Source organism: Streptomyces sp. NPDC042336, from assembly GCF_055581985.1.
Window position 1 is genome coordinate 380548 of sequence record NZ_JBVJEA010000001.1, and the last position, 20016, is coordinate 400563.

Here is a 20016-nt window from a genome sequence, read left to right on the forward strand (position 1 = left end):
ACCGCTTGCGGCGCTCAGCCCACCGCCGCCGCGAACATCCCCGCCTCGTACGAGCCGCCCTTCTGGTGGGTGATCACGGCGAGCCGGTTGGCCGCGTTGATCATGGCGACCTCGCAGACCAGCGCGGCGACCTCGTTGTCGTCGTAGTGCTTGCGCACCTGGGCCCAGGTCTCGTCGGACACGCCCTGGTGGGCGTCGGCGAGCCGGGTGCCCTCCTCGGCGAGGGCCAGTGCGGCCCGCTCGGCCTCCGTGAACACGGTCGACTCGCGCCAGGCGGCGACCAGGTGGAGCCGTACCGCGCTCTCGCCCGCGGCCGCGGCCTCCTTGGTGTGCATGTCGATGCAGTGCCCGCAGCCGTTGATCTGGCTGGCCCGCAATGCCACCAGTTCCTGCGTGGAGTGCGGCAGGGTCGACTGCTGGAGGATCATCGCGGTGCCCGCGAACCGCTTGGCGAACCGGCTGCCGACCTCGTTCTCGAACAGGTTGAATCGGGTGTCCATGGTCTCGTCCTCGCTCGCTCTCGGTGTCTCGGTGACGAACACAAGACGCCGCCGCCCCGCACCCTGTGACAGGGCGGGAACGTGACCCAGGACACCACCGGCGGGTGTCACAGAACCCCGGCGGCCGGTGTCCCGTGCACGAGACACCGCCGGAACCGAACGAACGGGAGAAGCTGGTGACCAGCGAGAACAGCGGCCGCGAACAGGACGGCGCCACGGAGGCCTTCGTTGCCCACCGCAATCTGCTCTTCACCGTCGCCTACGAGATGCTCGGCTCGGCCGCGGATGCCGAGGACGTCCTCCAGGAGACCTGGCTGAAGTGGGCGGGAGTCGACCTCGACACGGTGCGCGACCGCCGCGCCTACCTGGTGCGCATCACCACCCGCCAGGCCCTGAACCGGCTGCGCACGCTCGGCCGCCGCAAGGAGTCCTACGTCGGCTCCTGGCTGCCCGAGCCGCTGCTCACCGCGCCCGACGTGGCCGAGGACGTCGAGCTGGCCGACAGCGTGTCGATGGCGATGATGCTGGTCCTGGAGACGCTGACGCCGACCGAGCGGGCGGTGTTCGTGCTGCGCGAGGTGTTCGACCTCGGCTACGACGAGATCGCCGAGGCGGTGGAGAAGAGCCCCGCCGCCGTCCGCCAGATCGCCCACCGGGCCCGCGCGCACGTCGCGGCACGCCGCCCGCGCGGGGAGGTCTCGGCGACCGAGTCCCGCGAGGCGCTCACCGCGTTCCAGCGGGCCGTGGAGACGGGCGACCTGCAAGGGCTGCTGGACGTGCTCTCCCCGGACGTGGTCCTGCTCGGCGACGGCGGCGGCATCAAGCAGGCGGTGCTGCGGCCCGTCGTCGGCGCCGACAAGGTGGCCCGCCTCATGCTGGGCGGCCTGGTCAAGCTGGACATGGAGATGAGGATGGACCCGGCCCAGGTCAACGGACACCCGGCCCTGGTCATCCGGCTCGACGGCGAGCTGGACACGGTGGTGGCGGTCCGTTTCGAGGCCGGGCGCATCACGGGGCTCTACGCGGTGCGTAATCCGGAGAAGCTGTCGCGCATGCGTGAGGAGACGGCCCTGAGCCGCTGAACGATCGGCTCACCGAGGTTCCGGGAGCGTCTCGCCGGTCTCCAGCAGCGTCTTGAGGCTGGAGACCAGGGCCGGCCAGCCGTGCCGGATCATCTCGCGGGCGGTGCTGCCGGGCTCGAACCCGTCATGGACGACGGTCAGTCTCACCGACCCCCCGAGGTCCTCGATCTCGAAGGCGACCTTCGAACGCCGCTCGGCGGAGAGCCTGGCGAAGGTGTCGCCGTCGATCCCGTTGGCCGCGGCCCACTCGGGCGTGAAGGTGTGCCAGGTGTACGACAGCCGCCGGTACGGGTCGGACTCGAGCACGACCTGCTCGGGGTCGGCGGTCTCCGCCCCCCGCTCCCGCCACACCACCGGCGACCCCACCGCCCAGTCGGTACCGAACTCCAGCCCCCAGTAGCGGCGCGTGAACGCCGGGTCGGTCAGGCCCTGCCACAGCTTCTCGGGCGTGGTCCTGACGTAGGTCGTGTACACGAACGCGTTGCTGTCCATGGCGGTGTTCTCCAGCGCGTGCTTGAGGTCGGCGAGTGCGTGCACCCGCTCCCGGTCGTAGCGGCTGATCCAGCGTTCGGTGATGGCGTTGATCGGTTCGGCGTTGAGGTAGTGCAGCTTCTCCCGGCCCCGCCGCACGGTGGTGACCAGGCGGGCCGCCTCCAGCACCGCCAGATGCTTGCTGACCGACTGCCGGGCCATGTCCAGCCCGGCGCACAGCTCGCGCAGGCTCTGCCCGTTGTGCGCGTTGAGACTGTCCAGCAGCCGACGCCGACTGCCGTCCGCCAGCGCCTTGAAGACCTCGTCCATCTCCGCCCCTCTGACATGCAGCCCATTGGCTGCCTATTACGTTAGGCAGCCAGGTGGCTGCCTGTCAATCGCAACTCGCACCACACGTACTTGCCCCGGTTGCCGTGCCTGGCCAGCGGGTGCCAGCCCCACACGTCCGCACAGGCCCGCACGAGCGCCAGCCCGCGGCCCTCCTCCAGCTCCGTCACCTTCTCGAACCGCGCCGGCGGCTCGGGCGGTTCCGGGTCCGCGTCCCACGCCCCGATCCGCAGGGTGCCCGGCGGCGACCAGCGGATACGGAGGGCGGCGGGGCCCTTGGTGTGCCGTACGGCGTTGGAGACCAGCTCCGTCGCGAGCAGCTCGGCGACGTCGACGAGGCGGATCAGTCCGTGCATGGTGAGGACCAGACGGAGGGTGCGGCGGCTGATGGTGACGGCGCGCAGGTCGTTGGGGATGTAGAGGGAGTACTCCCAGGGTTCGTTTTCGGGCATGCGTAATTTCCTTGTCTATGGGGGAAGTTGGGGGCGGGTCGGTGTCATTGCCGGAGCCGTCGTGGCAGGACGGAACGGTGCGCTTCCGGTTTCGCACGGTGTGCGCCGCGTCACTGACGGTAGACCTGAAAGTTTCGGCGAGGCAAGCTGATCGCGTAATCTTCACCCCGAACGAGTCGTGTCTGTAGACGCGTTGAGGTGAGGAGCCGTCATTGCCCACGAGGCGCGAACCAACGGCGCGTCAACTGCGCCTGGCTGTGGAGCTGCGCAAACTCCGTGAGGCGGCCGGCCTCACCGCTCGGCAGGCCGCGAGCATGCTTGGTGTCAGCAACGTCCAGATCAGTCAGATCGAGGCAGGACTGTCGGGAGTCAGCGAGCAGCGGCTCAGGCGGCTCGCTTCCCATTACGCCTGCACGGACGAGGAACTCGTCGATGCCCTGGTGGAAATGGCCACCGACCGCACAAGGGGTTGGTGGGAGGAGTACCGAGAGCTGCTTCCCACGCCGTTTCTAGATCTGGCCGAACTGGATCACCACGCCACCTTCCAGCAGGATGTGGCCATCTTGTATGTGCCGGGGCTCTTGCAGACGGAGGACTACGCCCGGGCCGTCTTCTCGTCGAGGATTCCCGAACTGACCGACGAGGAGTTGGAGCTGTGGGTGCGTCATCGGCTGACGAGGCAGGGGAGAGCCACGTTCCCCCACGAAATCGTGATCCACGAGTCCGCCCTCCGCATCAGGGTCGGTGATCGCGCTGCCACGCGGGCCCAACTCGTCCACCTTCTGGAGATGTCCGAGGCCGACCGAATCACCTTGCGGGTTATCCCGTTCGACCTGGACGGGTTCGCAAGGGCCTCAAGCACGATGACGTACATCGGTGGGCCTGTACGCAAGTTGGATACGGTCGCGCGCGATGCGCCGCACGGTGCGTTCCTCATTGACTCCGAAGCCCAGCTCGGCGCCTATCGAACGCGCTTCCGTAAGGTAGAAGCAGTCTCGCTCGACCCGGATCGATCGCGTGTCTTCATCCACCGGCTGACGAAGGAGCTGTGAGCACCCATGGACAACTGGCGCAAGTCGTCCTACTCCGGCGAGGGCGACGGCAACAACTGCGTGGAGATCGCAACCCGCCCAGCCCACGTCGCCGTCCGCGACTCCAAAGCCCCCGCCCGAGCCACTCTCACCTTCCCCCGCGCCGCCTTCACGCGCTTCCTCACGACGGTGGAGGACCCGGAGGGAACCCCGCGTCCCCGCTGACCCAGCACACCTCCCCGGGGCCGCCGTCGCCCACGTCGAACTGGCAGCACTCGGCGTCGACGGCGGCGGCGAGGTCGGTGAACGTCCTCCTGATGCTCGCCGACCGCTCGAACAGGCGGCTCATGCCCGACGTCGCCGCCCAGAACTCCATGGAGGTGTACCGGGGATCGAGGAAGGAACGGAACCGGACCGTCAGGTAGACGTACCCGATCCGGACCCGTCCGTCCTCCTCGGGCGGCAGACCGTACGCCTCCCCGTACTCCCGCACCGCGTCGTCGACCGGGAACATGAGGGACGTGTCCAGGTCGAACGTGTCGATCGAGGAGCAGTCGACCGGCTCGCTGCGGAAGCCGGACGTGAACGGGAGGGTGATCCGCTCGCCGCCGGGCAGCGTGACGTCGAGCGGCGGCACGTCACGGGACGGCGCCGCCAGCTCTGCCACGGCGGCCAGCGCCCCCGCGACGTTCCGCGGACGCAGATAGACGTCGTAGCCGTAGGTCAGCCCCATGTTCCCCTCCGCCGCCCCATGGACAACTGGCCTCAGCCGTCCCTGCCGTACCGGCGGAACTCCGACGTCTCCACCGTCCACGGACCGAACGGCACCGTGTCGCCGAAGATGTACGGCTCCTTGCTGCTGTAGCGGCCCTTGCACGGCTCGGAGTGCACCTCGATCGTGCCGGTGCGAGGGTCGACGATCATGTAGTGCGGGATGCCCATGGCCGGATAGTCGGCCAGCTTCTCGTCGTAGTCGTTACTCGGGTTGGACGGCGAGACGATCTCGACGGCAGCCAGCACCTGCGTCGCGTCGACGGCCAGGCCCTCTTCGTCAAGGGTGGCTTCGGGGATCACGACGGCGTCCGGGCGGCGCATGCGGCCGAGTGCGGGGTGCTCGATCTCGGGGCCGTTCGGGCAGATGTAGCCGGGGTGGGTGCCGGGCAGTTGCGCGTCCAACTGCTTGTAGATGCGGCGGACCGTGCCCTCGTGTCGTTTCGACGAGCACATCATCGCCAGTACCGGACCGGAGGGCCCGATCTCGACGCTCCACGCCCCCTCGAGCTGCTCCGAGTAGGCCCCGAGCTCCGCGGCGATGGCGCGCATCTTGGCGTACTCCATGAGCCCAGAGTACTGAGAAGGCGACTCTCCGACCTCCCTGTCAGTCCCCACCGGTACCGTCGGATCATGCCCAACCAGCCCCCCGCGGCCCCCGGTGAGAGGCGGCTCGCCACCCTCGAAGGCGTCCTGGAGCGTGTCACGTACGCCAACGAGGAGAACGGCTACACCGTCGCCCGCGTCGACACCGGCGGAGGCGCCGGCGACCTGCTGACCGTCGTCGGCGCGCTGCTCGGCGCGCAGGTGGGGGAGTCGCTGCGGATGGAGGGGCGCTGGGGGTCGCACCCCCAGTACGGCAAGCAGTTCCACGTGGAGAACTACACGACGCTGCTGCCCGCCACCGTGCAGGGCATCCGGCGCTATCTGGGGTCCGGGCTGGTCAAGGGCATCGGGCCGGTCTTCGCGGACCGGATCACGCAGCACTTCGGGCTGGACACGCTCACCATCATCGAGGAGGAGCCCAAGCGGCTCATCGAGGTGCCCGGTCTCGGGCCCAAGCGGACCAAGAAGATCGCCGACGCCTGGGAGGAGCAGAAGGCGATCAAGGAGGTCATGCTCTTCCTCCAAACTGTCGAGGTGTCCACCTCCATCGCCGTGCGGATCTACAAGAAGTACGGCGACGCCTCGATCTCCGTCGTGAAGAACCAGCCCTACCGGCTCGCCGCCGACGTCTGGGGCATCGGCTTCCTCACCGCCGACAAGATCGCCCAGTCCGTCGGGATCCCGCACGACAGCCCGGAGCGGGTCAAGGCCGGGCTGCAGTACGCGCTGTCGCAGGCCACCGACCAGGGGCACTGCTACCTCCCCGAGGAGAAGCTGATCGCCGACGCGGTCAAGCTGCTCCAGGTGGACACCGGGCTCGTCATCGAGTGCCTGGCGGAGCTGGCCGCCGAGCCGGAGGAGCCGGACGGCGACCCCGGGGTCGTGCGGGAGAAGGTGCCCCATCCCGAGGGCGGGGAGCCCGTCACCGCCGTCTACCTCGTGCCCTTCCACCGCGCCGAGCTGGCCCTGGCCGGACAGCTGCGGCGCCTGCTCCACACGGACGAGGACCGGATGCCCGGCTTCCGGGAGGTGGCCTGGGACAAGGCGCTCGGATGGCTGAAGCGGCGCACGGGCGCCGACCTCGCGCCCGAGCAGGAGGAGGCCGTCAAACTCGCGCTCAGCGAGAAGGTCGCCGTGCTCACCGGCGGACCTGGCTGCGGCAAGTCCTTCACCGTGCGGTCCATCGTGGAGCTGGCGCGGGCCAAGAAGGCGAAGGTCGTGCTGGCCGCGCCCACCGGCCGGGCCGCCAAGCGGCTGTCCGAGCTGACCGGCGCCGAGGCGTCCACCGTGCACCGGCTGCTGGAGCTGAAGCCCGGCGGCGACGCCGCCTACGACCGGGAGCGGCCGCTCGACGCGGACCTGGTGGTGGTGGACGAGGCGTCGATGCTCGATCTGCTCCTCGCCAACAAGCTCGCGAAAGCCGTCCCGCCCGGCGCCCACCTGCTGCTCGTCGGCGATGTAGACCAGTTGCCCAGCGTGGGGGCGGGGGAGGTGCTGAGGGACCTGCTGGCGCCCGGCAGCCCGGTTCCCGCCGTCCGTCTCACGCGCGTCTTCCGGCAGGCCCAGCAGTCCGGCGTGGTCACCAACGCGCACCGGATCAACGCCGGACAGCATCCCGTCACCGACGGGATGAAGGACTTCTTCCTCTTCGTCGAGGACGACACGGAGGAGGCCGGGCGGCTCACCGTCGACGTCGCCGCCCGCCGCATCCCCGCGAAGTTCGGGCTCGATCCGCGCCGGGACGTCCAGGTGCTGGCGCCCATGCACCGGGGCCCCGCCGGCGCCGGGACGCTGAACGGGCTGCTCCAGCAGGCCGTCACGCCGGGCCGCCCGGACGTGCCGGAGAAGCGGTTCGGCGGACGGGTGTTCCGGGTCGGCGACAAGGTCACCCAGATCCGCAACAATTACGAGAAGGGCGAGAACGGCGTCTTCAACGGCACCGTGGGCGTCGTCACCTCGCTCGACCCGGTGGACCAGCGCCTCACGGTGCTGACCGACGAGGACGAGGAGGTGCCGTACGACTTCGACGAACTCGACGAGCTGGCCCACGCCTACGCGGTCACCATCCACCGTTCCCAGGGCAGCGAGTACCCGGCGGTGGTGATCCCCGTGACGACCGGCGCCTGGATGATGCTCCAGCGGAACCTGCTGTACACGGCGGTCACCCGGGCGAAGAAGCTGGTCGTCCTCGTCGGCTCGCGCAAGGCGATCGGGCAGGCGGTGCGCACGGTCTCGGCCGGAAGACGCTGTACGGCGCTCGACTTCCGGCTTGCCGGGCCCCGGCCGTGAAACCTTGCGGTAAACCTCTCCGCCCGTGTGAAAAAAATGATCGATCAAACGAGTCGGAAAGGTCACACAGCACTTCCGGATGGGCCCCGAAGGGGGCAGGATGAGCAAGTTGGCGGCACTGAGTGCCGCCGATAGGCCCGATGGTCGACCCCGAGTGCACTCTCCTGAGCCAAGTGGGGGATGGTAGAGACAGTCAGGGCACCTCGAAGATGAGGCACTACGTCGGTGAGGGAAGACGTGAGCGAGCACACCAACAACTCGGTAGTACTGCGGTACGGCGACGGCGAGTACACCTACCCGGTGATCGACAGCACCGTCGGTGACAAGGGCTTCGACATCGGGAAGCTCCGCGCCCAGACCGGTCTGGTGACGCTGGACAGCGGTTACGGCAACACCGCCGCCTACAAATCCGCCATTACCTATCTGGACGGCGAAGCCGGCATCCTCCGGTACCGCGGCTACCCGATCGAGCAGCTGGCCGAGCGCTCCTCCTTCGTGGAGGTGGCCTACCTGCTGATCAACGGTGAGCTGCCGACCGTCGACGAGCTGTCCGCGTTCAAGGACGAGATCACGCAGCACACCCTGCTGCACGAGGACGTCAAGAACTTCTACAAGGGCTTCCCGCGCGACGCCCACCCGATGGCCATGCTGTCGTCGGTGGTCTCGGCGCTGTCCACCTTCTACCAGGACAGCCACAACCCGTTCGACGAGCGGCAGCGCAACCTCTCCACGATCCGGCTGCTCGCGAAGCTCCCGACGATCGCGGCCTACGCGTACAAGAAGTCCATCGGCCACCCGTTCGTCTACCCGCGCAACGACCTCGGCTACGTCGAGAACTTCCTGCGCATGACGTTCTCGGTGCCGGCGCAGGAGTACGAGCTGGACCCGACGGTCGTCGCGGCGCTCGACAAGCTGCTGATCCTGCACGCGGACCACGAGCAGAACTGTTCGACCTCCACGGTCCGCCTGGTCGGCTCCTCGCAGGCGAACATGTTCGCCTCGATCTCGGCCGGTATCAACGCCCTGTGGGGCCCGCTGCACGGCGGCGCCAACCAGTCGGTGCTGGAGATGCTGGAAGGCATCCGCGACGCGGGCGGCGACGTCGACTCCTTCATCCGCAAGGTGAAGAACAAGGAGGACGGCGTCCGCCTGATGGGCTTCGGCCACCGGGTCTACAAGAACTTCGACCCGCGCGCCAAGATCATCAAGGCCGCCGCGCACGACGTGCTCTCCGCCCTGGGCAAGTCCGACGAGCTGCTGGACATCGCCCTGAAGCTGGAGGAGCACGCGCTCTCCGACGACTACTTCGTCTCGCGCAGCCTCTACCCGAACGTGGACTTCTACACCGGCCTGATCTACCGGGCCATGGGCTTCCCGACCGAGATGTTCACGGTCCTGTTCGCCCTCGGCCGGCTGCCGGGCTGGATCGCCCAGTGGCACGAGATGATCAAGGAGCCGGGTTCCCGCATCGGCCGCCCGCGCCAGATCTACACGGGCGTCGTCGAGCGCGACTTCGTCCCCGTCGAGGAGCGCTGAGCCGCAAGACACCCCCGCGGCGCACCTGGTGAGTCCCGTATCGCCCCGAGCGGTACGGGACTTCTCCGTGCCGTGGGCCTGCCGGCCGCGCGGACCCGGACAGCAGAAGGCGCCCTGGCGCCGGTCCCCCCACGGGCCGACGAACCAGGGCGCCTTCCCATGTCCCGGTGCGGATTCCCCCCACGGGATCCGGCCGGGCGTCTGTGAGGACAGCGCCTGAATCGCTGTTGTGTCGTACTCGTCGTGCTCTTCGTACTCGTCGTGCGGTCTGCCGGGACAGCGCACGCCCGGGAGGGCCGCTCAAAGCTTCCCGGTGTACGTGTCCCGGCAACGCAGCTCTGGGAAAGTCCCCCAAGACATCCCCAGATGCCAGGTGGCGCCCCCCAAGACGCTGCCTGACATCGCCAACTTAGACCTTCGAACCCCTTAGATGGTTACGTTCGCATCACTGTGATCTGCGTCTCTTGCACGTGTCCGTTAAGTGCGCAAGAGCCCCGTACGTCGCGCGGGACTCAAGCGTAAGGAAGATGCGCGAGCCTTGTGAAGAGCTTATGTGAGGTGAGTGCCGGACTCCATAGGCGCAGCCCCTCGACCTGCGTGAAATGCGGACCACCGCCGCGGTACGCGCGGCCCGGCCTCAGTTCGCCCGTGCGGCCCGCGTCAGCGGATCGGGATGGGCCGCCGCGTAGTCGCGGGCCGCCTCGGAAAAGGCGCGGATACGGTGGTTGTCCGCCGCGGAGAGCCAGATCAGGCGCCACTCGTACGCCGGAGCGCCCTCGACCGGGACGAAGGCGACGTCGGGGCGGGCGTCGTACACGCTCGCGTGCGACGGGACGGGGAAGACCCCGTGACCCGCGCCGACCAGCGCCCACATCTCCTGGACACTGCCGAACTCCGTGTTCCGCCCGGCCCCCCGGCCCCCCGGCGCTCCGCCGAGCCCGGACGGCGACTGCGGGCGTCCCGCGGGGAACAGCCGCTCCGCGCCCTCGGGAGCGGCCCACCGTGGCGTCTGCCCGGGGACGGAACTCCCGGCCGCCTGCCCGGGGGCGGAAGTCCGCTCCGCCCCTTCCGAGGACGCCCGCGGCCGCAGCATCTCGTACCGCGCGAGCTCGGACACGTCCACCGCCTCCCGCCGCGCCAGCGGATGCCGCGCCGAGACGGCGAGCACGGGCGCCTCCCGGAACAGCACCGGGCCCGCGCTGTGGCCGGGTGCGAGCGTCGACACCGGTGCCGCGAAGTTGTCGATGAGCAGGACGTCGATCACGTCGTCGCGCAGCGGCGCCGTCCCGTCCGTGAAACGGCTCTCGTGCAGCCGCACCTCGCATCCCGGATGCCGGGTCCGCAGCAGCTCCGCCGCACGCATCACGAACTCCGCGGTCACCGTTCCCAGGAACCCGACCCGCAGCACGCCGTCCAGTCCCCGGCCCGCGGCCACCGCCCGCGCGAAGGCGTCCTGGATCTCCTGGTACGCGGGCTTCAGGTCCTCGAACAGGCGCCGGCCGGTCGCGGTGAAGGCCACCCGTCTGCTGGTCCGCTCGAAGAGGTTCGTGCCGACCGAGCGTTCCAGTTTCCGCACCGTCTTGCTGACCATGGCCACCGAGACGTGCAGCCGCTCGGCGCTGCGTCCGAAGTGCAGCTCCTCGCCGACCGTCAGGAAGATCTCGATCTCACGCCGCTCCACCACGCCCCCCCATCGACAACCCAGAGGTCAACGATCCTTGCAGGAATGGCCGTTGATGACCACACGCGGACGGCCGAGGCTGGGACCACACCACAGAAGGCGGGCACCGAAGCGCCCACCACGAAAGCCGAGGCGATCACCATGACATCCCCCGCACTCACCCTGGTCCTGGGCGGAACCGGAAAGACCGGACGCCGTGTCGTACGTCGGCTGACCGATCGCGGCCACCAGGTCCGGATCGGCTCACGGAACGGCGGAATCCCCTTCGACTGGAACGACGCCACGACATGGCAGCCGGCCCTGGCCGGCGTCGACGCCGTCTACGTGTCCTACCAGCCGGACCTCGCCGTGCCGGGCGCCCCCGAGGCGATCGGCGTCTTCGCCGAACTCGCGGTGCGGACCGGAGCACGCCGTCTGGTGCTGCTCTCCGGGCGCGGCGAGCCGGAGGCCGAGGCCTGCGAGAGGGCGCTGGCGGCCCAGGGCGCGCAGTGGACGGTCCTGCGTGCCTCCTTCTTCGCGCAGAACTTCAGCGAGGGCGACTTCCTCGGCCCGATCCTCGACGGGGAGCTCGCGCTGCCGGTCGGGGACGTCGAGGAGCCGTTCGTCGATGCCGACGACATCGCGGAGGTCGCCGCCACCGTCCTGGCCGAAGGCGGACACACCGGCCGGACCTACGACCTGACCGGCCCGCGGCTGCTCACCTTCGCGCAGGCCGCGGCCGAGATAGGAGCGGCGACCGGACGCGAGATCGGCTACGTCACCGTCCCCGCGGAGGCCTACGCCGCCGAACTCGCCGCGCACGGCGTCCCCGCCGACGTCACCGGCCTGCTGACGTACCTGTTCACGGAAGTCCTCGACGGCCGCAACGCCCATCTCGGCGACGGCGTCCGCCAGGTCCTCGGCCGCCCGGCCCGCGACTTCACCGAGTATGCCGCCGAGGCCGCGGCCACCGGCGTCTGGAGCCCGGGAGCCACCTCGTGAAAGCCACCCAGACCGGCACCCTGCTCGCCTCGGTCATCGCCTCCGGCCTGATGGCGGGGCTCTTCGCGGCCTTCGCCTACGCCGTGATGCCGGGACTGCGCGGTACCTCCGACCACACGTTCACGGCGACGATGCAGGGCATCAACAAGTCGATCGTCAACCCCGTGTTCATGCTCCCGTTCATGGGGTCGATCCCACTGATCGCCCTGGCGGTGTTCCTCGCCTGGCGCGGACACGGCCGGCCCGCGTTGCCCTGGCTCGTGGCCGCGCTCGCGCTCTACCTGGTCGCGTTCGCGGTGACCGTCACGGTGAACGTGCCGCTCAACGACCAGCTGGAGCGGGCCGGCGACCCGGACTCCATCGGCGATCCGGCCGCCGTCCGCGAACGGTTCGAGGCGGCCTGGGTCACCTGGAACATCGTGCGCGCGCTGCTGCACACGGCGGCCTTCGCCTGCCTGGCCTGGGCCCTGGTCCTGTACGGCGCGGACCGGCTCTCCGCCGACCGGGCGGCGGCGTCCACCTCCCGCGAGACCGGCGCCCCGTTCCGGACGGCCACCCCGCAGTACGCGTACGACGGTCGCGGGGCCGGCCACTGACAGGGCCGGGCGTCAGCGAAAGGCGCGCAGCCGGAGGCTGTTGGTGACCACGAAGACCGAGGAGAAGGCCATCGCCGCCCCCGCGATCATCGGGTTCAGCAGCCCGGCGGCGGCCAGCGGCAGCGCGGCCACGTTGTAGCCGAAGGCCCACACGAGGTTGCCCTTGATCGTGGCCAGGGTGCGCCGGGACAGCCGGATCGCGTCCGCCGCCACCCGCAGGTCCCCGCGCACCAGCGTCAGGTCGCCCGCCTCGATCGCCGCGTCCGTCCCCGTGCCCATCGCCAGCCCCAGATCGGCGGTGGCGAGGGCGGCCGCGTCGTTGACGCCGTCCCCGACCATGGCGACCGTACGGCCCTCGGCCCGCAGCCGCTCCACCACCGCGACCTTGTCCTCGGGCAGTACCTCGGCGATCACCTCGTCGATGCCGACGGCCGCCGCGACCGACTCGGCCACCCGGCGGTTGTCGCCGGTCAACAGGACGGGGGTCAGGCCGAGGCGGCGCAGTCCGGCCACCGCCTCGGCGCTGGTCTCCCTGACCGCGTCGGCCACGGCGACGACCCCGCGCGCCTCACCGTCCCAGCCGACGACGACGGCCGTACGGCCGTTCCTCTCCGCCTCGTCCCCGGCCCGGGCGATCTCGGGCGGCAGGGTGTCGTAGAGGCGCCCCACGGCCACCTCGCGGCCCTCCACGCGGGCGCGTACACCGCGCCCGGGAACGTTCTCGAAGTCCTCGACGCCCGGCAGCGCGCCGAGCCGTTCCTCGGCCCCGGCCGCGACGGCGCGGGCCACCGGGTGCTCGGAGGCGTGCTCGACGGCGCCCGCGAGCCGCAGCAGCTCCTCCTCGTCGACGCCCTTCGCGGCGTACACCTCGTGCAGGGTCATGCGGCCGGTGGTGACGGTGCCGGTCTTGTCCAGGACGACGGTGTCGACGCGCCGGGTGGACTCCAGCACCTCGGGGCCCTTGATGAGGATGCCGAGCTGGGCGCCGCGCCCGGTGCCGACCAGCAGCGCGGTCGGGGTGGCCAGCCCCAGCGCGCACGGGCAGGCGATGATCAGGACGGCGACTGCGGCGGTGAACGCGGCGACCGTGTCACCGGTCGCGCCGAGCCAGCCGCCGAAGGTGGCGACCGCGATCAGCAGCACGACGGGCACGAAGACGCCGGAGATCCGGTCGGCGAGCCGCTGCACCTCGGCCTTGCCGCTCTGCGCGTCCTCCACCAGCTTCGCCATCCGCGCCAGCCGGGTGTCGGCGCCGACCCGGGCCGCCTCGACCACCAGCCGGCCCCCGGCGTTCACCGTGGCGCCGGTGACGGCGTCGCCGACGGTGACGTCCACCGGCACGGACTCGCCGGTCAGCAGGGAGGCGTCCACGGCCGAGGCGCCCTCGGTCACCGTGCCGTCGGTGGCGATCTTCTCGCCGGGGCGGACGACGAACCGGTCGCCCACCGCGAGCCGGGCCACCGGTATCCGCACCTCGCGCCCGTCCCTCAGCACGGCCACGTCCTTGGCGCCCAGCTCCAGCAGCGCCCGCAGCGCGGCCCCGGCACGCCGCTTGGAGCGGGCCTCCAGCCAGCGGCCGAGGAGGAGGAAGGCGGTGACCCCGGCCGCCGCCTCCAGGTAGATCGTGGAGGCGCCGTCCGTGCGGGAGACGGTGAGGTCGAAGCCGTGCCGCATGCCCGGCATGCCCGCGTCGCCGAAGAACAGCGCCCACAGGGACCAGCCGAACGCCGCGAGCGTGCCGAGTGAGACCAGCGTGTCCATGGTGGCCGCGCCGTGCCGCACGCCCGTCCAGGCGGCGCGGTGGAAGGGCAGCCCGCCCCACACCACGACGGGCGCGGCCAGGGTGAGCGAGAGCCACTGCCAGTTGTCGAACTGGAGCGCCGGGACCATCGCCAGCAGGACCACGGGGGCGGCCAGGAGCACCGAGACGACCAGGCGCTGACGGAGGGCCGACAGCTCCGGGCCGTCGCCGCGCTCCCCGGGGCCGTCCTCGTCCGGGTCCGAGGGCTCCGGGGGCGGCGCGGGCTCCTCGGCGGTGTACCCGGTCTTCACGACGGTGGCGATCAGGTCGGCGACCTCGGTGGTCGCCGGGTAGCTGACCCGGGCCTTCTCCGTCGCGTAGTTCACCGTGGCGGTCACACCGTCCATGCGGTTGAGCTTCTTCTCGACGCGGGCCGCGCAGGAGGCGCAGGTCATCCCGCCGATGAGCAGCTCGACCTCGGCGAGGCCGGGGTCGGCGGCCGTCGCGGTGGTGCGGGTGTCCGCGGTGGTGCTGGTCATGGTCCTGACTCCGCAACGGTGGGTGCGCCGGGGCTCAGACCCGGCCGACGAGCTCGAAGCCCGCCTCGTCCACGGCGGCGCGCACGGCCGCGTCGTCGAGGGGGGCCTCGGAGACGACGGTGACCTCGCCCGTGGAGGCGACGGCCCGCACCGAGCCGACGCCCGCGATCTCGGAGATCTCGCCGGAGACGGCGCCCTCGCAGTGGCCGCAGCTCATCCCGCTCACCTTGTAGACGGTGGTGACGGAGCCCTGGGCGGTGTCGGTCTGGGCGGTCATGTCGTTACTCCTCGTCGGGGGACGTGCGTGGGCGGGTACCCGTGGCCCGCGGTCCGGACCACACAACCCACCTTACCCCTAGGGGGTATAAAGGCGAGGTTCGCCCCGTCACCCGCGTCACCCCGCGTCGCGTCCGTGTGCGGCCCACTCGTGGTCGAGGACCGCCATCAGCACGTCGTCCACCCACACGCCGTACCGCAGGGCGGCCTCCCGCCGCACGCCCTCCACCACGAAACCGGCCTTCTCGTACACCCGCCGCGCCCGCGGGTTGTCGGCGTAGACCTCCAACTGGACGCGGTGCAGGCCGACCTGCTCGAAGGCGTGCCCGACGATGAGCCGCGTCGCCTCGCTGCCCAGCCCGCGGCCGCGGCCCCGGGGCCCGATCAGGGTGCGGAAGGTGCAGCTGCGGGCCGACGGGTCCCACTCGTACAGGACGACCTCGCCGACGAGTTCCCCGGTGGCCCGGTCGGTGACGGCCAGGTCGAGCCGGTCGGGGGCGGCGGTGCGCACGCCGTACCAGGAACGCAGTCCGTCCAGGGTGAGTTCGGTGGTCGGCTCGAAGGTGAAGCGGACGACCTCGGGGTCGTTGACGATCTCCCACATCGCGTCGGCGTCCTCGGCGGTGAACGGGCGCAGGACGGCTTTGTCGCCGGTGAGGACGGGTTTCACGGAGAAGTCCATGCACGGCACTGTGCCCCACGCCGGCGTGGGGCACAGAACGGTTTTCCGGCGGTGCCCCGCTACTTGTTCCGGTTGCGCGGGCGGGACGCCACCCAGGTCCGGACCGTGTCCGCGTACCAGTACGGCTTTCCGCCCTCCACGTGGTCGGGCGGCGGCAGCAGCCCGTGCTTGCGGTACGACCGCACGGTGTCCGGCTGGACGTGGATGTGGGCCGCGATGTCCTTGTAGGACCAGAGCCTTCGGTCGGTCACTCGTTGCACCTCCCCGCGCGCGCCGCGGCGGCGACCGGGGACGGCCGCCGGGGGGAGCCGGGCGCTGCGCTGGCGATCACCAAGCCTGTTCCGGGTGAACGACGCGGGGTGAGGGGCGGTCAGGGGCCGTGCCCGGGTGTGACGGAAGCCCCGTGCGCCCGTGACATGTGTGACGCGGAGGGTGCTTTTGTGACACGAGTGCCACACAGGCGTACGCCGTCGTTCAGGCGTGGCGCGTTGACTGTGGCGACCGGCCGCGTTCCGCCGTACGTCCCCCTGCGCCCGCGGGCGGCCCCCGGACCGCCACTCGGACCAAGTCGTCCGAATGTCCGGACAAAACATTGACAGGCCGCACGCGCGGGGCTAGAAACCGGGGTGACGCAAGGGCGCGGGCAAGAAGGGAACGCGATGGCGCACGACCCGATGGCACACGGCCCGGTCGCCGGTTCCCCCACCGAACGCCTCCGGCGCGGGAAGGCGGCCTCGCCCTGGCAGGAGCGAGGCACGAGCGCCAACTCCCCGCTCGCACCGGCTCCGCGCCGGAGGTTCCCGCGTCGCGTCCCGGCGCGGACCGACCACACTGCCCCACGTGTCTACGCGGACGCCCAAACCGCAGACACAGTGTCGGGCGCGCCCGCGGCACCCGGCTGCTGGGATGGAGTCATGGCCGAGACCGCGACCCGACCGGCGCCGGTCCCGGCCCGTGAGCAGCAGCACGAGCAGCGCGAGCTGCACCAACGGCACGTCTCGACCCGTCGCCGCCATCTGTGAAGGAGTTCTCGGTCATGACGAACATCGTCAACCACTGGATCGGCGGCAAGACCGCCGAAGGCGCCTCGGGCACGTACGGTCCGGTGACGAACCCGGCGACCGGCGAGGTCACCACCAAGGTCGCCTTCGCCTCCGTCGACGAGGTGGACGCCGCGGTCGCCGCCGCCAAGGAGGCGTACCTGACGTGGGGTCAGTCCTCGCTGGCCCAGCGGACCTCCATCCTCTTCAAGTTCCGGGCGCTGCTGGACGCCCACCGCGACGAGATCGCCGAGCTGATCACCGCCGAGCACGGCAAGGTGCACTCCGACGCGCTCGGCGAGGTCGCCCGCGGCCTGGAGATCGTCGACCTGGCCTGCGGCATCACCGTGCAGCTCAAGGGCGAGCTGTCGACGCAGGTCGCCACCCGCGTCGACGTGTCCTCCATCCGGCAGCCGCTCGGCGTGGTCGCCGGCATCACGCCGTTCAACTTCCCGGCGATGGTGCCGCTGTGGATGTTCCCGATCGCCATCGCCTGCGGCAACACCTTCGTGCTCAAGCCGAGCGAGAAGGACCCCTCGGCCGCCGTGAAGGTCGCCGAGCTGCTCTCCGAGGCCGGTCTGCCGGACGGCGTCTTCAACGTCGTGCACGGCGACAAGGTGGCCGTGGACCGCCTCCTGGAGCACCCGGACGTCAAGGCGGTCTCCTTCGTCGGCTCGACCCCGATCGCCCGCTACATCCACACCACCGCCTCCGCGGCCGGCAAGCGCGTGCAGGCGCTCGGCGGCGCCAAGAACCACATGCTGGTGCTGCCCGACGCCGACCTCGACGCGGCGGCGGACGCGGCCGTGAGCGCCGCCTACGGCTCGGCCGGGGAGCGCTGCATGGCGATCTCCGCGGTCGTCGCGGTCGGTGCCGTCGGCGACGAGCTGGTGGAGAAGATCCGCGAGCGCGCCGAGAAGATCAAGATCGGTCCCGGCACCGACCCGTCCTCCGAGATGGGCCCGCTGATCACCAAGGCGCACCGCGACAAGGTCGCCTCCTACGTCGCGGGAGCGGCGGCCGAGGGCTGCGAGGTCGTCCTGGACGGCACCGGCTACACGGTCGACGGCCACGAGGACGGCCACTGGATCGGCATCTCCCTGCTCGACCGGGTGCCGACCACCGCCAAGGCGTACCAGGACGAGATCTTCGGCCCGGTGCTGTGCGTGCTGCGCGCCGACACCTACGAGGAGGGCCTGGCCCTCATCAACGCCTCGCCGTTCGGCAACGGCACCGCGATCTTCACCCGGGACGGCGGCGCGGCCCGCCGCTTCCAGCTGGAGGTCGAGGCCGGCATGGTCGGCGTGAACGTGCCGATCCCGGTCCCCGTGGGCTACCACTCCTTCGGCGGCTGGAAGGACTCGCTCTTCGGCGACCACCACATCTACGGCAACGACGGCACGCACTTCTACACCCGCGGCAAGGTCGTCACCACCCGCTGGCCGGACCCGGCCGACGCCCCGGCGGGCGTGGACCTGGGCTTCCCGCGCAACCACTGAAGCAGCCGTGGCTCCAGGGTGCCGTGGTCCCGCCGGGACCGCGGCACCCTCGTGCGTGGCAGGTTTTTTTGCCCCGCCCCCTACGGTTCCCGCACGGCCCAAAGCCCCGTCGCGTCAAGGAGCATGTTGCCGTTTCCGGATGTACCGACGGTAGCGATCAACGGTTTCCGTAGGTAAACACCCATTGACGCAGCGGTTTTCGTCGCGATTCCATGCGGCGTCGGGAGCGAAACAGAACGACGTACGACCCAGCCTCCGGAGGCGATAGCGCTCCCTCGCGAACCACGCCGCACGAGTCGATCGGAACCGCTCCATGACCGACACGCTCCGCCCCGTCGAGACCGCCGCCGCGCCCCCGGACACCCCGGCACCTCCGGAGCCGAGGACGCTCAAGCGTTCCATCGGGGTCGTCGGCGGCACACTGCTCACCCTCTCGTGCGTGACCCCCGCCTCCACGCTGTTCGTGGTCGTCCCCGACCTCTTCGGCTCGCTCGGCACCGCCACCGCGCTGACCATCGCCATCGGCTCCCTGCTCTGTGTCGCCGTGGCGTTCTGCTACTCGGAGCTGGGCACCCTGGTCCCCAGCGCGGGCGGCGAGTACGCCATGGTGTCGACGATGGCCGGGCGCCTGGCGGGCTGGCTGGTCTTCGTGCTGTCCCTGCTGGTCGTCATGATCGTGCCGCCGGTGATCGCCATGGGCACGGCCGACTACCTCGAACCGGTCCTGCACCTCGACCCCTCCCTGGCGGGCGCCGGCGTCATGCTGCTCGCCACCCTCGCCGGACTGCTCGACCTGCGTGCAAACGCCTGGATCACCGGCGTCTTCCTGGTCCTGGAGGTCATCGCCGCGGCCGTCGTCGCGGTGCTGGGCTTCACCCACGCCGAGCGCGGACCCGGCAGCCTCGTGTCGATGGAGGTGGGCGGCGCCGGCGGCGGAGTGGACCCCGTGACCGCCATGCTGGTCGTCTCCGGCCTCGCCATCGCCCTCTTCATCACGCAGGGCTTCTCCACCGCCGTCTACCTCTCCGAGGAACTGGAGAACCCGCGCCGCAACGTCGCCCGCACGGTGCTGGCCACCCTCGCCATCTCCACGGTGATCATCCTGGTCCCGGTCGTCGCCATCACCTTCGGCGCCTCCGACCTGACCGAGCTGACCGGCGGCGACATCGGCGCCATGGTCACCGCCTGGTCCAACTCGGCCGTCGGCACCTTCGTGAGCCTCTGCGTGGCGCTCGCCATCGTCAACGCCGGCATCGTCATGGTCATCCAGAACTCACGCGTGCTGTTCGCCTCCGCCCGCGACAAGGCCTGGCCCGCCCCGGTCAACGGGCTCTTCGCGAGGCTCGGCCGGTTCGGCTCACCGTGGGTCGCCACCCTCGCCGTCGGCGTGCCGGGCGCCGCGCTGTGCTACGTCAACCTCGACACCCTGTACGGCGTCACCGGCGTCTCGGTGACCGCGATGTACCTGCTGGTCGCGGTCGCCGCCCTGCTGTCCCGGCGCGGCGCCCACCGGCACGCGCACGCGTGGCGCATGCCCCTGTGGCCGGTGGTGCCGGTCCTGCTGATCGCGGTCCTCGCCTACATCCTGACCCAGCAGGAGGCGGGCCACCTGCTGCTGACCGGCTCCATCGCGGCCGTCGCCACCCTGTACTGGGCCCTGTACCTGCGCCCGCGCCGCGACACCCGCTGGCTGGTCACCGTCCCGCAGGACGTCCGCGAGCCCGCGGGACAGTGACCGGCCGCGGGACCCGTGACCGCCGCCGGGCCTGACGGCCCGCACGACGTGACGGCCCTGCGGACCCCGGCCGGCCTACCGCGTCCGTGGTACGCGCGAGTGGCGCCGTACTTCCGTGGGAGGGCCGCCGGTTCAGCCCCGGGGCGGCCTCCGTTGTCGG

Annotated in this window: 19 protein-coding genes and 1 pseudogene; 10 read left to right on the top strand and 10 right to left on the bottom strand. The window is 70.8% G+C overall.

The features are described from left to right. Nucleotides 1–14: 14 nt before the first annotated feature. Nucleotides 15–500 (bottom strand): carboxymuconolactone decarboxylase family protein, encoded by a 486-nt coding sequence (locus ACZ6IM_RS01895; protein ID WP_052838282.1) that lies wholly within the window; start codon nt 498–500, stop codon nt 15–17. Nucleotides 501–634: 134 nt separating this feature from the next. On the opposite strand from ACZ6IM_RS01895, the gene ACZ6IM_RS01900 reads away from it, so the two are divergent. Beyond that, nucleotides 635–1582, top strand: a complete 948-nt coding sequence (locus tag ACZ6IM_RS01900) for an RNA polymerase sigma-70 factor (RefSeq protein ID WP_469553838.1) — start codon at nt 635–637, stop codon at nt 1580–1582. 9 nt (nt 1583–1591) lie between these two features. Here the strand turns inward: ACZ6IM_RS01900 and ACZ6IM_RS01905 are convergent, their stop codons facing one another. Both ACZ6IM_RS01905 and ACZ6IM_RS01910 read right to left on the bottom strand, forming a co-directional pair. Next, nucleotides 1592–2383 (bottom strand): ArsR/SmtB family transcription factor, encoded by a 792-nt coding sequence (locus ACZ6IM_RS01905; RefSeq protein WP_469553840.1) that lies wholly within the window; start codon nt 2381–2383, stop codon nt 1592–1594. Between the two features lie 41 nt (nt 2384–2424). Beyond that, complete coding sequence (locus ACZ6IM_RS01910) at nt 2425–2853, bottom strand: ATP-binding protein (RefSeq protein ID WP_052838056.1); 429 nt, start codon at nt 2851–2853, stop codon at nt 2425–2427. A 212-nt stretch (nt 2854–3065) separates the two neighbouring features. Between ACZ6IM_RS01910 and ACZ6IM_RS01915 the strand changes: the two genes are divergently transcribed. Together ACZ6IM_RS01915 and ACZ6IM_RS01920 are read left to right on the top strand one after the other, a co-directional pair. Further along, complete coding sequence (locus tag ACZ6IM_RS01915; RefSeq protein ID WP_469553843.1) at nt 3066–3905, top strand: helix-turn-helix domain-containing protein; 840 nt, start codon at nt 3066–3068, stop codon at nt 3903–3905. A gap of 6 nt (nt 3906–3911) precedes the next feature. After that, nucleotides 3912–4109: a DUF397 domain-containing protein gene (locus ACZ6IM_RS01920; protein WP_052838058.1), complete on the top strand. Its 198-nt coding sequence runs from the start codon at nt 3912–3914 to the stop codon at nt 4107–4109. Here the strand turns inward: ACZ6IM_RS01920 and ACZ6IM_RS01925 are convergent. Together ACZ6IM_RS01925 and ACZ6IM_RS01930 are read right to left on the bottom strand one after the other, a co-directional pair. Further along, the gene (locus ACZ6IM_RS01925) at nt 4066–4617 is read right to left on the bottom strand and encodes a hypothetical protein (RefSeq protein ID WP_052838059.1); all 552 of its coding nucleotides are present in this window, start codon (nt 4615–4617) and stop codon (nt 4066–4068) included. The two genes, ACZ6IM_RS01920 and ACZ6IM_RS01925, sit on opposite strands and share 44 nt — an antisense overlap. 32 nt (nt 4618–4649) lie before the next feature. After that, nucleotides 4650–5222: a Uma2 family endonuclease gene (locus ACZ6IM_RS01930; RefSeq protein WP_469553845.1), complete on the bottom strand. Its 573-nt coding sequence runs from the start codon at nt 5220–5222 to the stop codon at nt 4650–4652. Nucleotides 5223–5288: 66 nt separating this feature from the next. On the opposite strand from ACZ6IM_RS01930, the gene recD2 reads away from it, so the two are divergent. Then, entirely contained in the window at nt 5289–7550 is a 2262-nt protein-coding gene (gene recD2 / locus ACZ6IM_RS01935; RefSeq protein WP_469553847.1) for an SF1B family DNA helicase RecD2, read from the top strand. Nucleotides 7551–7787: 237 nt separating this feature from the next. Further along, on the top strand, nt 7788–9086 hold the full coding sequence (locus tag ACZ6IM_RS01940) for a citrate synthase (RefSeq protein ID WP_052838062.1): 1299 nt from the start codon (nt 7788–7790) through the stop codon (nt 9084–9086). A gap of 637 nt (nt 9087–9723) precedes the next feature. Here ACZ6IM_RS01940 and ACZ6IM_RS01945 read toward each other — a convergent pair. Then, nucleotides 9724–10770: a LysR family transcriptional regulator gene (locus tag ACZ6IM_RS01945; RefSeq protein ID WP_469553849.1), complete on the bottom strand. Its 1047-nt coding sequence runs from the start codon at nt 10768–10770 to the stop codon at nt 9724–9726. Nucleotides 10771–10908: 138 nt separating this feature from the next. Here ACZ6IM_RS01945 and ACZ6IM_RS01950 point away from each other — a divergent pair, with 138 nt between their 5' ends. Together ACZ6IM_RS01950 and ACZ6IM_RS01955 are read left to right on the top strand one after the other, a co-directional pair. After that, nucleotides 10909–11748 carry an NAD(P)H-binding protein gene (locus ACZ6IM_RS01950; RefSeq protein ID WP_052838284.1) on the top strand — a complete coding sequence of 280 codons (840 nt, stop codon included), beginning with the start codon at nt 10909–10911 and terminating at the stop codon, nt 11746–11748. After that, complete coding sequence (locus tag ACZ6IM_RS01955; RefSeq protein WP_469553851.1) at nt 11745–12344, top strand: anthrone oxygenase family protein; 600 nt, start codon at nt 11745–11747, stop codon at nt 12342–12344. The genes ACZ6IM_RS01950 and ACZ6IM_RS01955 overlap by 4 nt, the downstream gene beginning before the upstream one ends. 12 nt (nt 12345–12356) lie before the next feature. Here ACZ6IM_RS01955 and ACZ6IM_RS01960 read toward each other — a convergent pair whose 3' ends face one another. The 4 genes from ACZ6IM_RS01960 to ACZ6IM_RS01975 form a co-directional block, all read right to left on the bottom strand. Further along, nucleotides 12357–14624 (bottom strand): heavy metal translocating P-type ATPase, encoded by a 2268-nt coding sequence (locus ACZ6IM_RS01960; RefSeq protein ID WP_052838064.1) that lies wholly within the window; start codon nt 14622–14624, stop codon nt 12357–12359. Between the two features lie 34 nt (nt 14625–14658). Beyond that, nucleotides 14659–14901, bottom strand: a complete 243-nt coding sequence (locus tag ACZ6IM_RS01965; protein WP_052838065.1) for a heavy-metal-associated domain-containing protein — start codon at nt 14899–14901, stop codon at nt 14659–14661. A 117-nt stretch (nt 14902–15018) separates the two neighbouring features. Next, nucleotides 15019–15582 (bottom strand): GNAT family N-acetyltransferase, encoded by a 564-nt coding sequence (locus ACZ6IM_RS01970; protein WP_469553854.1) that lies wholly within the window; start codon nt 15580–15582, stop codon nt 15019–15021. A gap of 59 nt (nt 15583–15641) precedes the next feature. After that, nucleotides 15642–15833 (bottom strand): helix-turn-helix transcriptional regulator, encoded by a 192-nt coding sequence (locus tag ACZ6IM_RS01975; protein WP_052838066.1) that lies wholly within the window; start codon nt 15831–15833, stop codon nt 15642–15644. Between the two features lie 564 nt (nt 15834–16397). Between ACZ6IM_RS01975 and ACZ6IM_RS01980 the strand changes: the two are divergent. The 3 genes and pseudogenes from ACZ6IM_RS01980 to ACZ6IM_RS01990 form a co-directional block, all read left to right on the top strand. Then, nucleotides 16398–16604: pseudogene (locus ACZ6IM_RS01980) on the top strand (hypothetical protein); the annotation flags it as partial. Between the two features lie 14 nt (nt 16605–16618). Then, nucleotides 16619–18121: a CoA-acylating methylmalonate-semialdehyde dehydrogenase gene (mmsA, locus tag ACZ6IM_RS01985; RefSeq protein WP_052838068.1), complete on the top strand. Its 1503-nt coding sequence runs from the start codon at nt 16619–16621 to the stop codon at nt 18119–18121. A gap of 313 nt (nt 18122–18434) precedes the next feature. Then, nucleotides 18435–19856: an APC family permease gene (locus ACZ6IM_RS01990; RefSeq protein ID WP_052838069.1), complete on the top strand. Its 1422-nt coding sequence runs from the start codon at nt 18435–18437 to the stop codon at nt 19854–19856. Nucleotides 19857–20016: the final 160 nt, after the last annotated feature.

Bases quoted from the DNA above. Each gene is read 5' to 3' on its own strand.
- ACZ6IM_RS01895 (WP_052838282.1), bottom strand. From the start codon at position 500: ATGGACACCCGATTCAACCTGTTCGAGAACGAGGTCGGCAGCCGGTTC.
- ACZ6IM_RS01905 (WP_469553840.1), bottom strand. From the start codon at position 2,383: ATGGACGAGGTCTTCAAGGCGCTGGCGGACGGCAGTCGGCGTCGGCTG.
- ACZ6IM_RS01910 (WP_052838056.1), bottom strand. From the start codon at position 2,853: ATGCCCGAAAACGAACCCTGGGAGTACTCCCTCTACATCCCCAACGAC.
- ACZ6IM_RS01920 (WP_052838058.1), top strand. From the start codon at position 3,912: ATGGACAACTGGCGCAAGTCGTCCTACTCCGGCGAGGGCGACGGCAAC.
- ACZ6IM_RS01925 (WP_052838059.1), bottom strand. From the start codon at position 4,617: ATGGGGCTGACCTACGGCTACGACGTCTATCTGCGTCCGCGGAACGTC.
- ACZ6IM_RS01930 (WP_469553845.1), bottom strand. From the start codon at position 5,222: ATGGAGTACGCCAAGATGCGCGCCATCGCCGCGGAGCTCGGGGCCTAC.
- recD2 (WP_469553847.1), top strand. From the start codon at position 5,289: ATGCCCAACCAGCCCCCCGCGGCCCCCGGTGAGAGGCGGCTCGCCACC.
- ACZ6IM_RS01950 (WP_052838284.1), top strand. From the start codon at position 10,909: ATGACATCCCCCGCACTCACCCTGGTCCTGGGCGGAACCGGAAAGACC.
- ACZ6IM_RS01960 (WP_052838064.1), bottom strand. From the start codon at position 14,624: ATGACCAGCACCACCGCGGACACCCGCACCACCGCGACGGCCGCCGAC.
- ACZ6IM_RS01965 (WP_052838065.1), bottom strand. From the start codon at position 14,901: ATGACCGCCCAGACCGACACCGCCCAGGGCTCCGTCACCACCGTCTAC.
- ACZ6IM_RS01970 (WP_469553854.1), bottom strand. From the start codon at position 15,582: ATGGACTTCTCCGTGAAACCCGTCCTCACCGGCGACAAAGCCGTCCTG.
- mmsA (WP_052838068.1), top strand. From the start codon at position 16,619: ATGACGAACATCGTCAACCACTGGATCGGCGGCAAGACCGCCGAAGGC.
- ACZ6IM_RS01990 (WP_052838069.1), top strand. From the start codon at position 18,435: ATGACCGACACGCTCCGCCCCGTCGAGACCGCCGCCGCGCCCCCGGAC.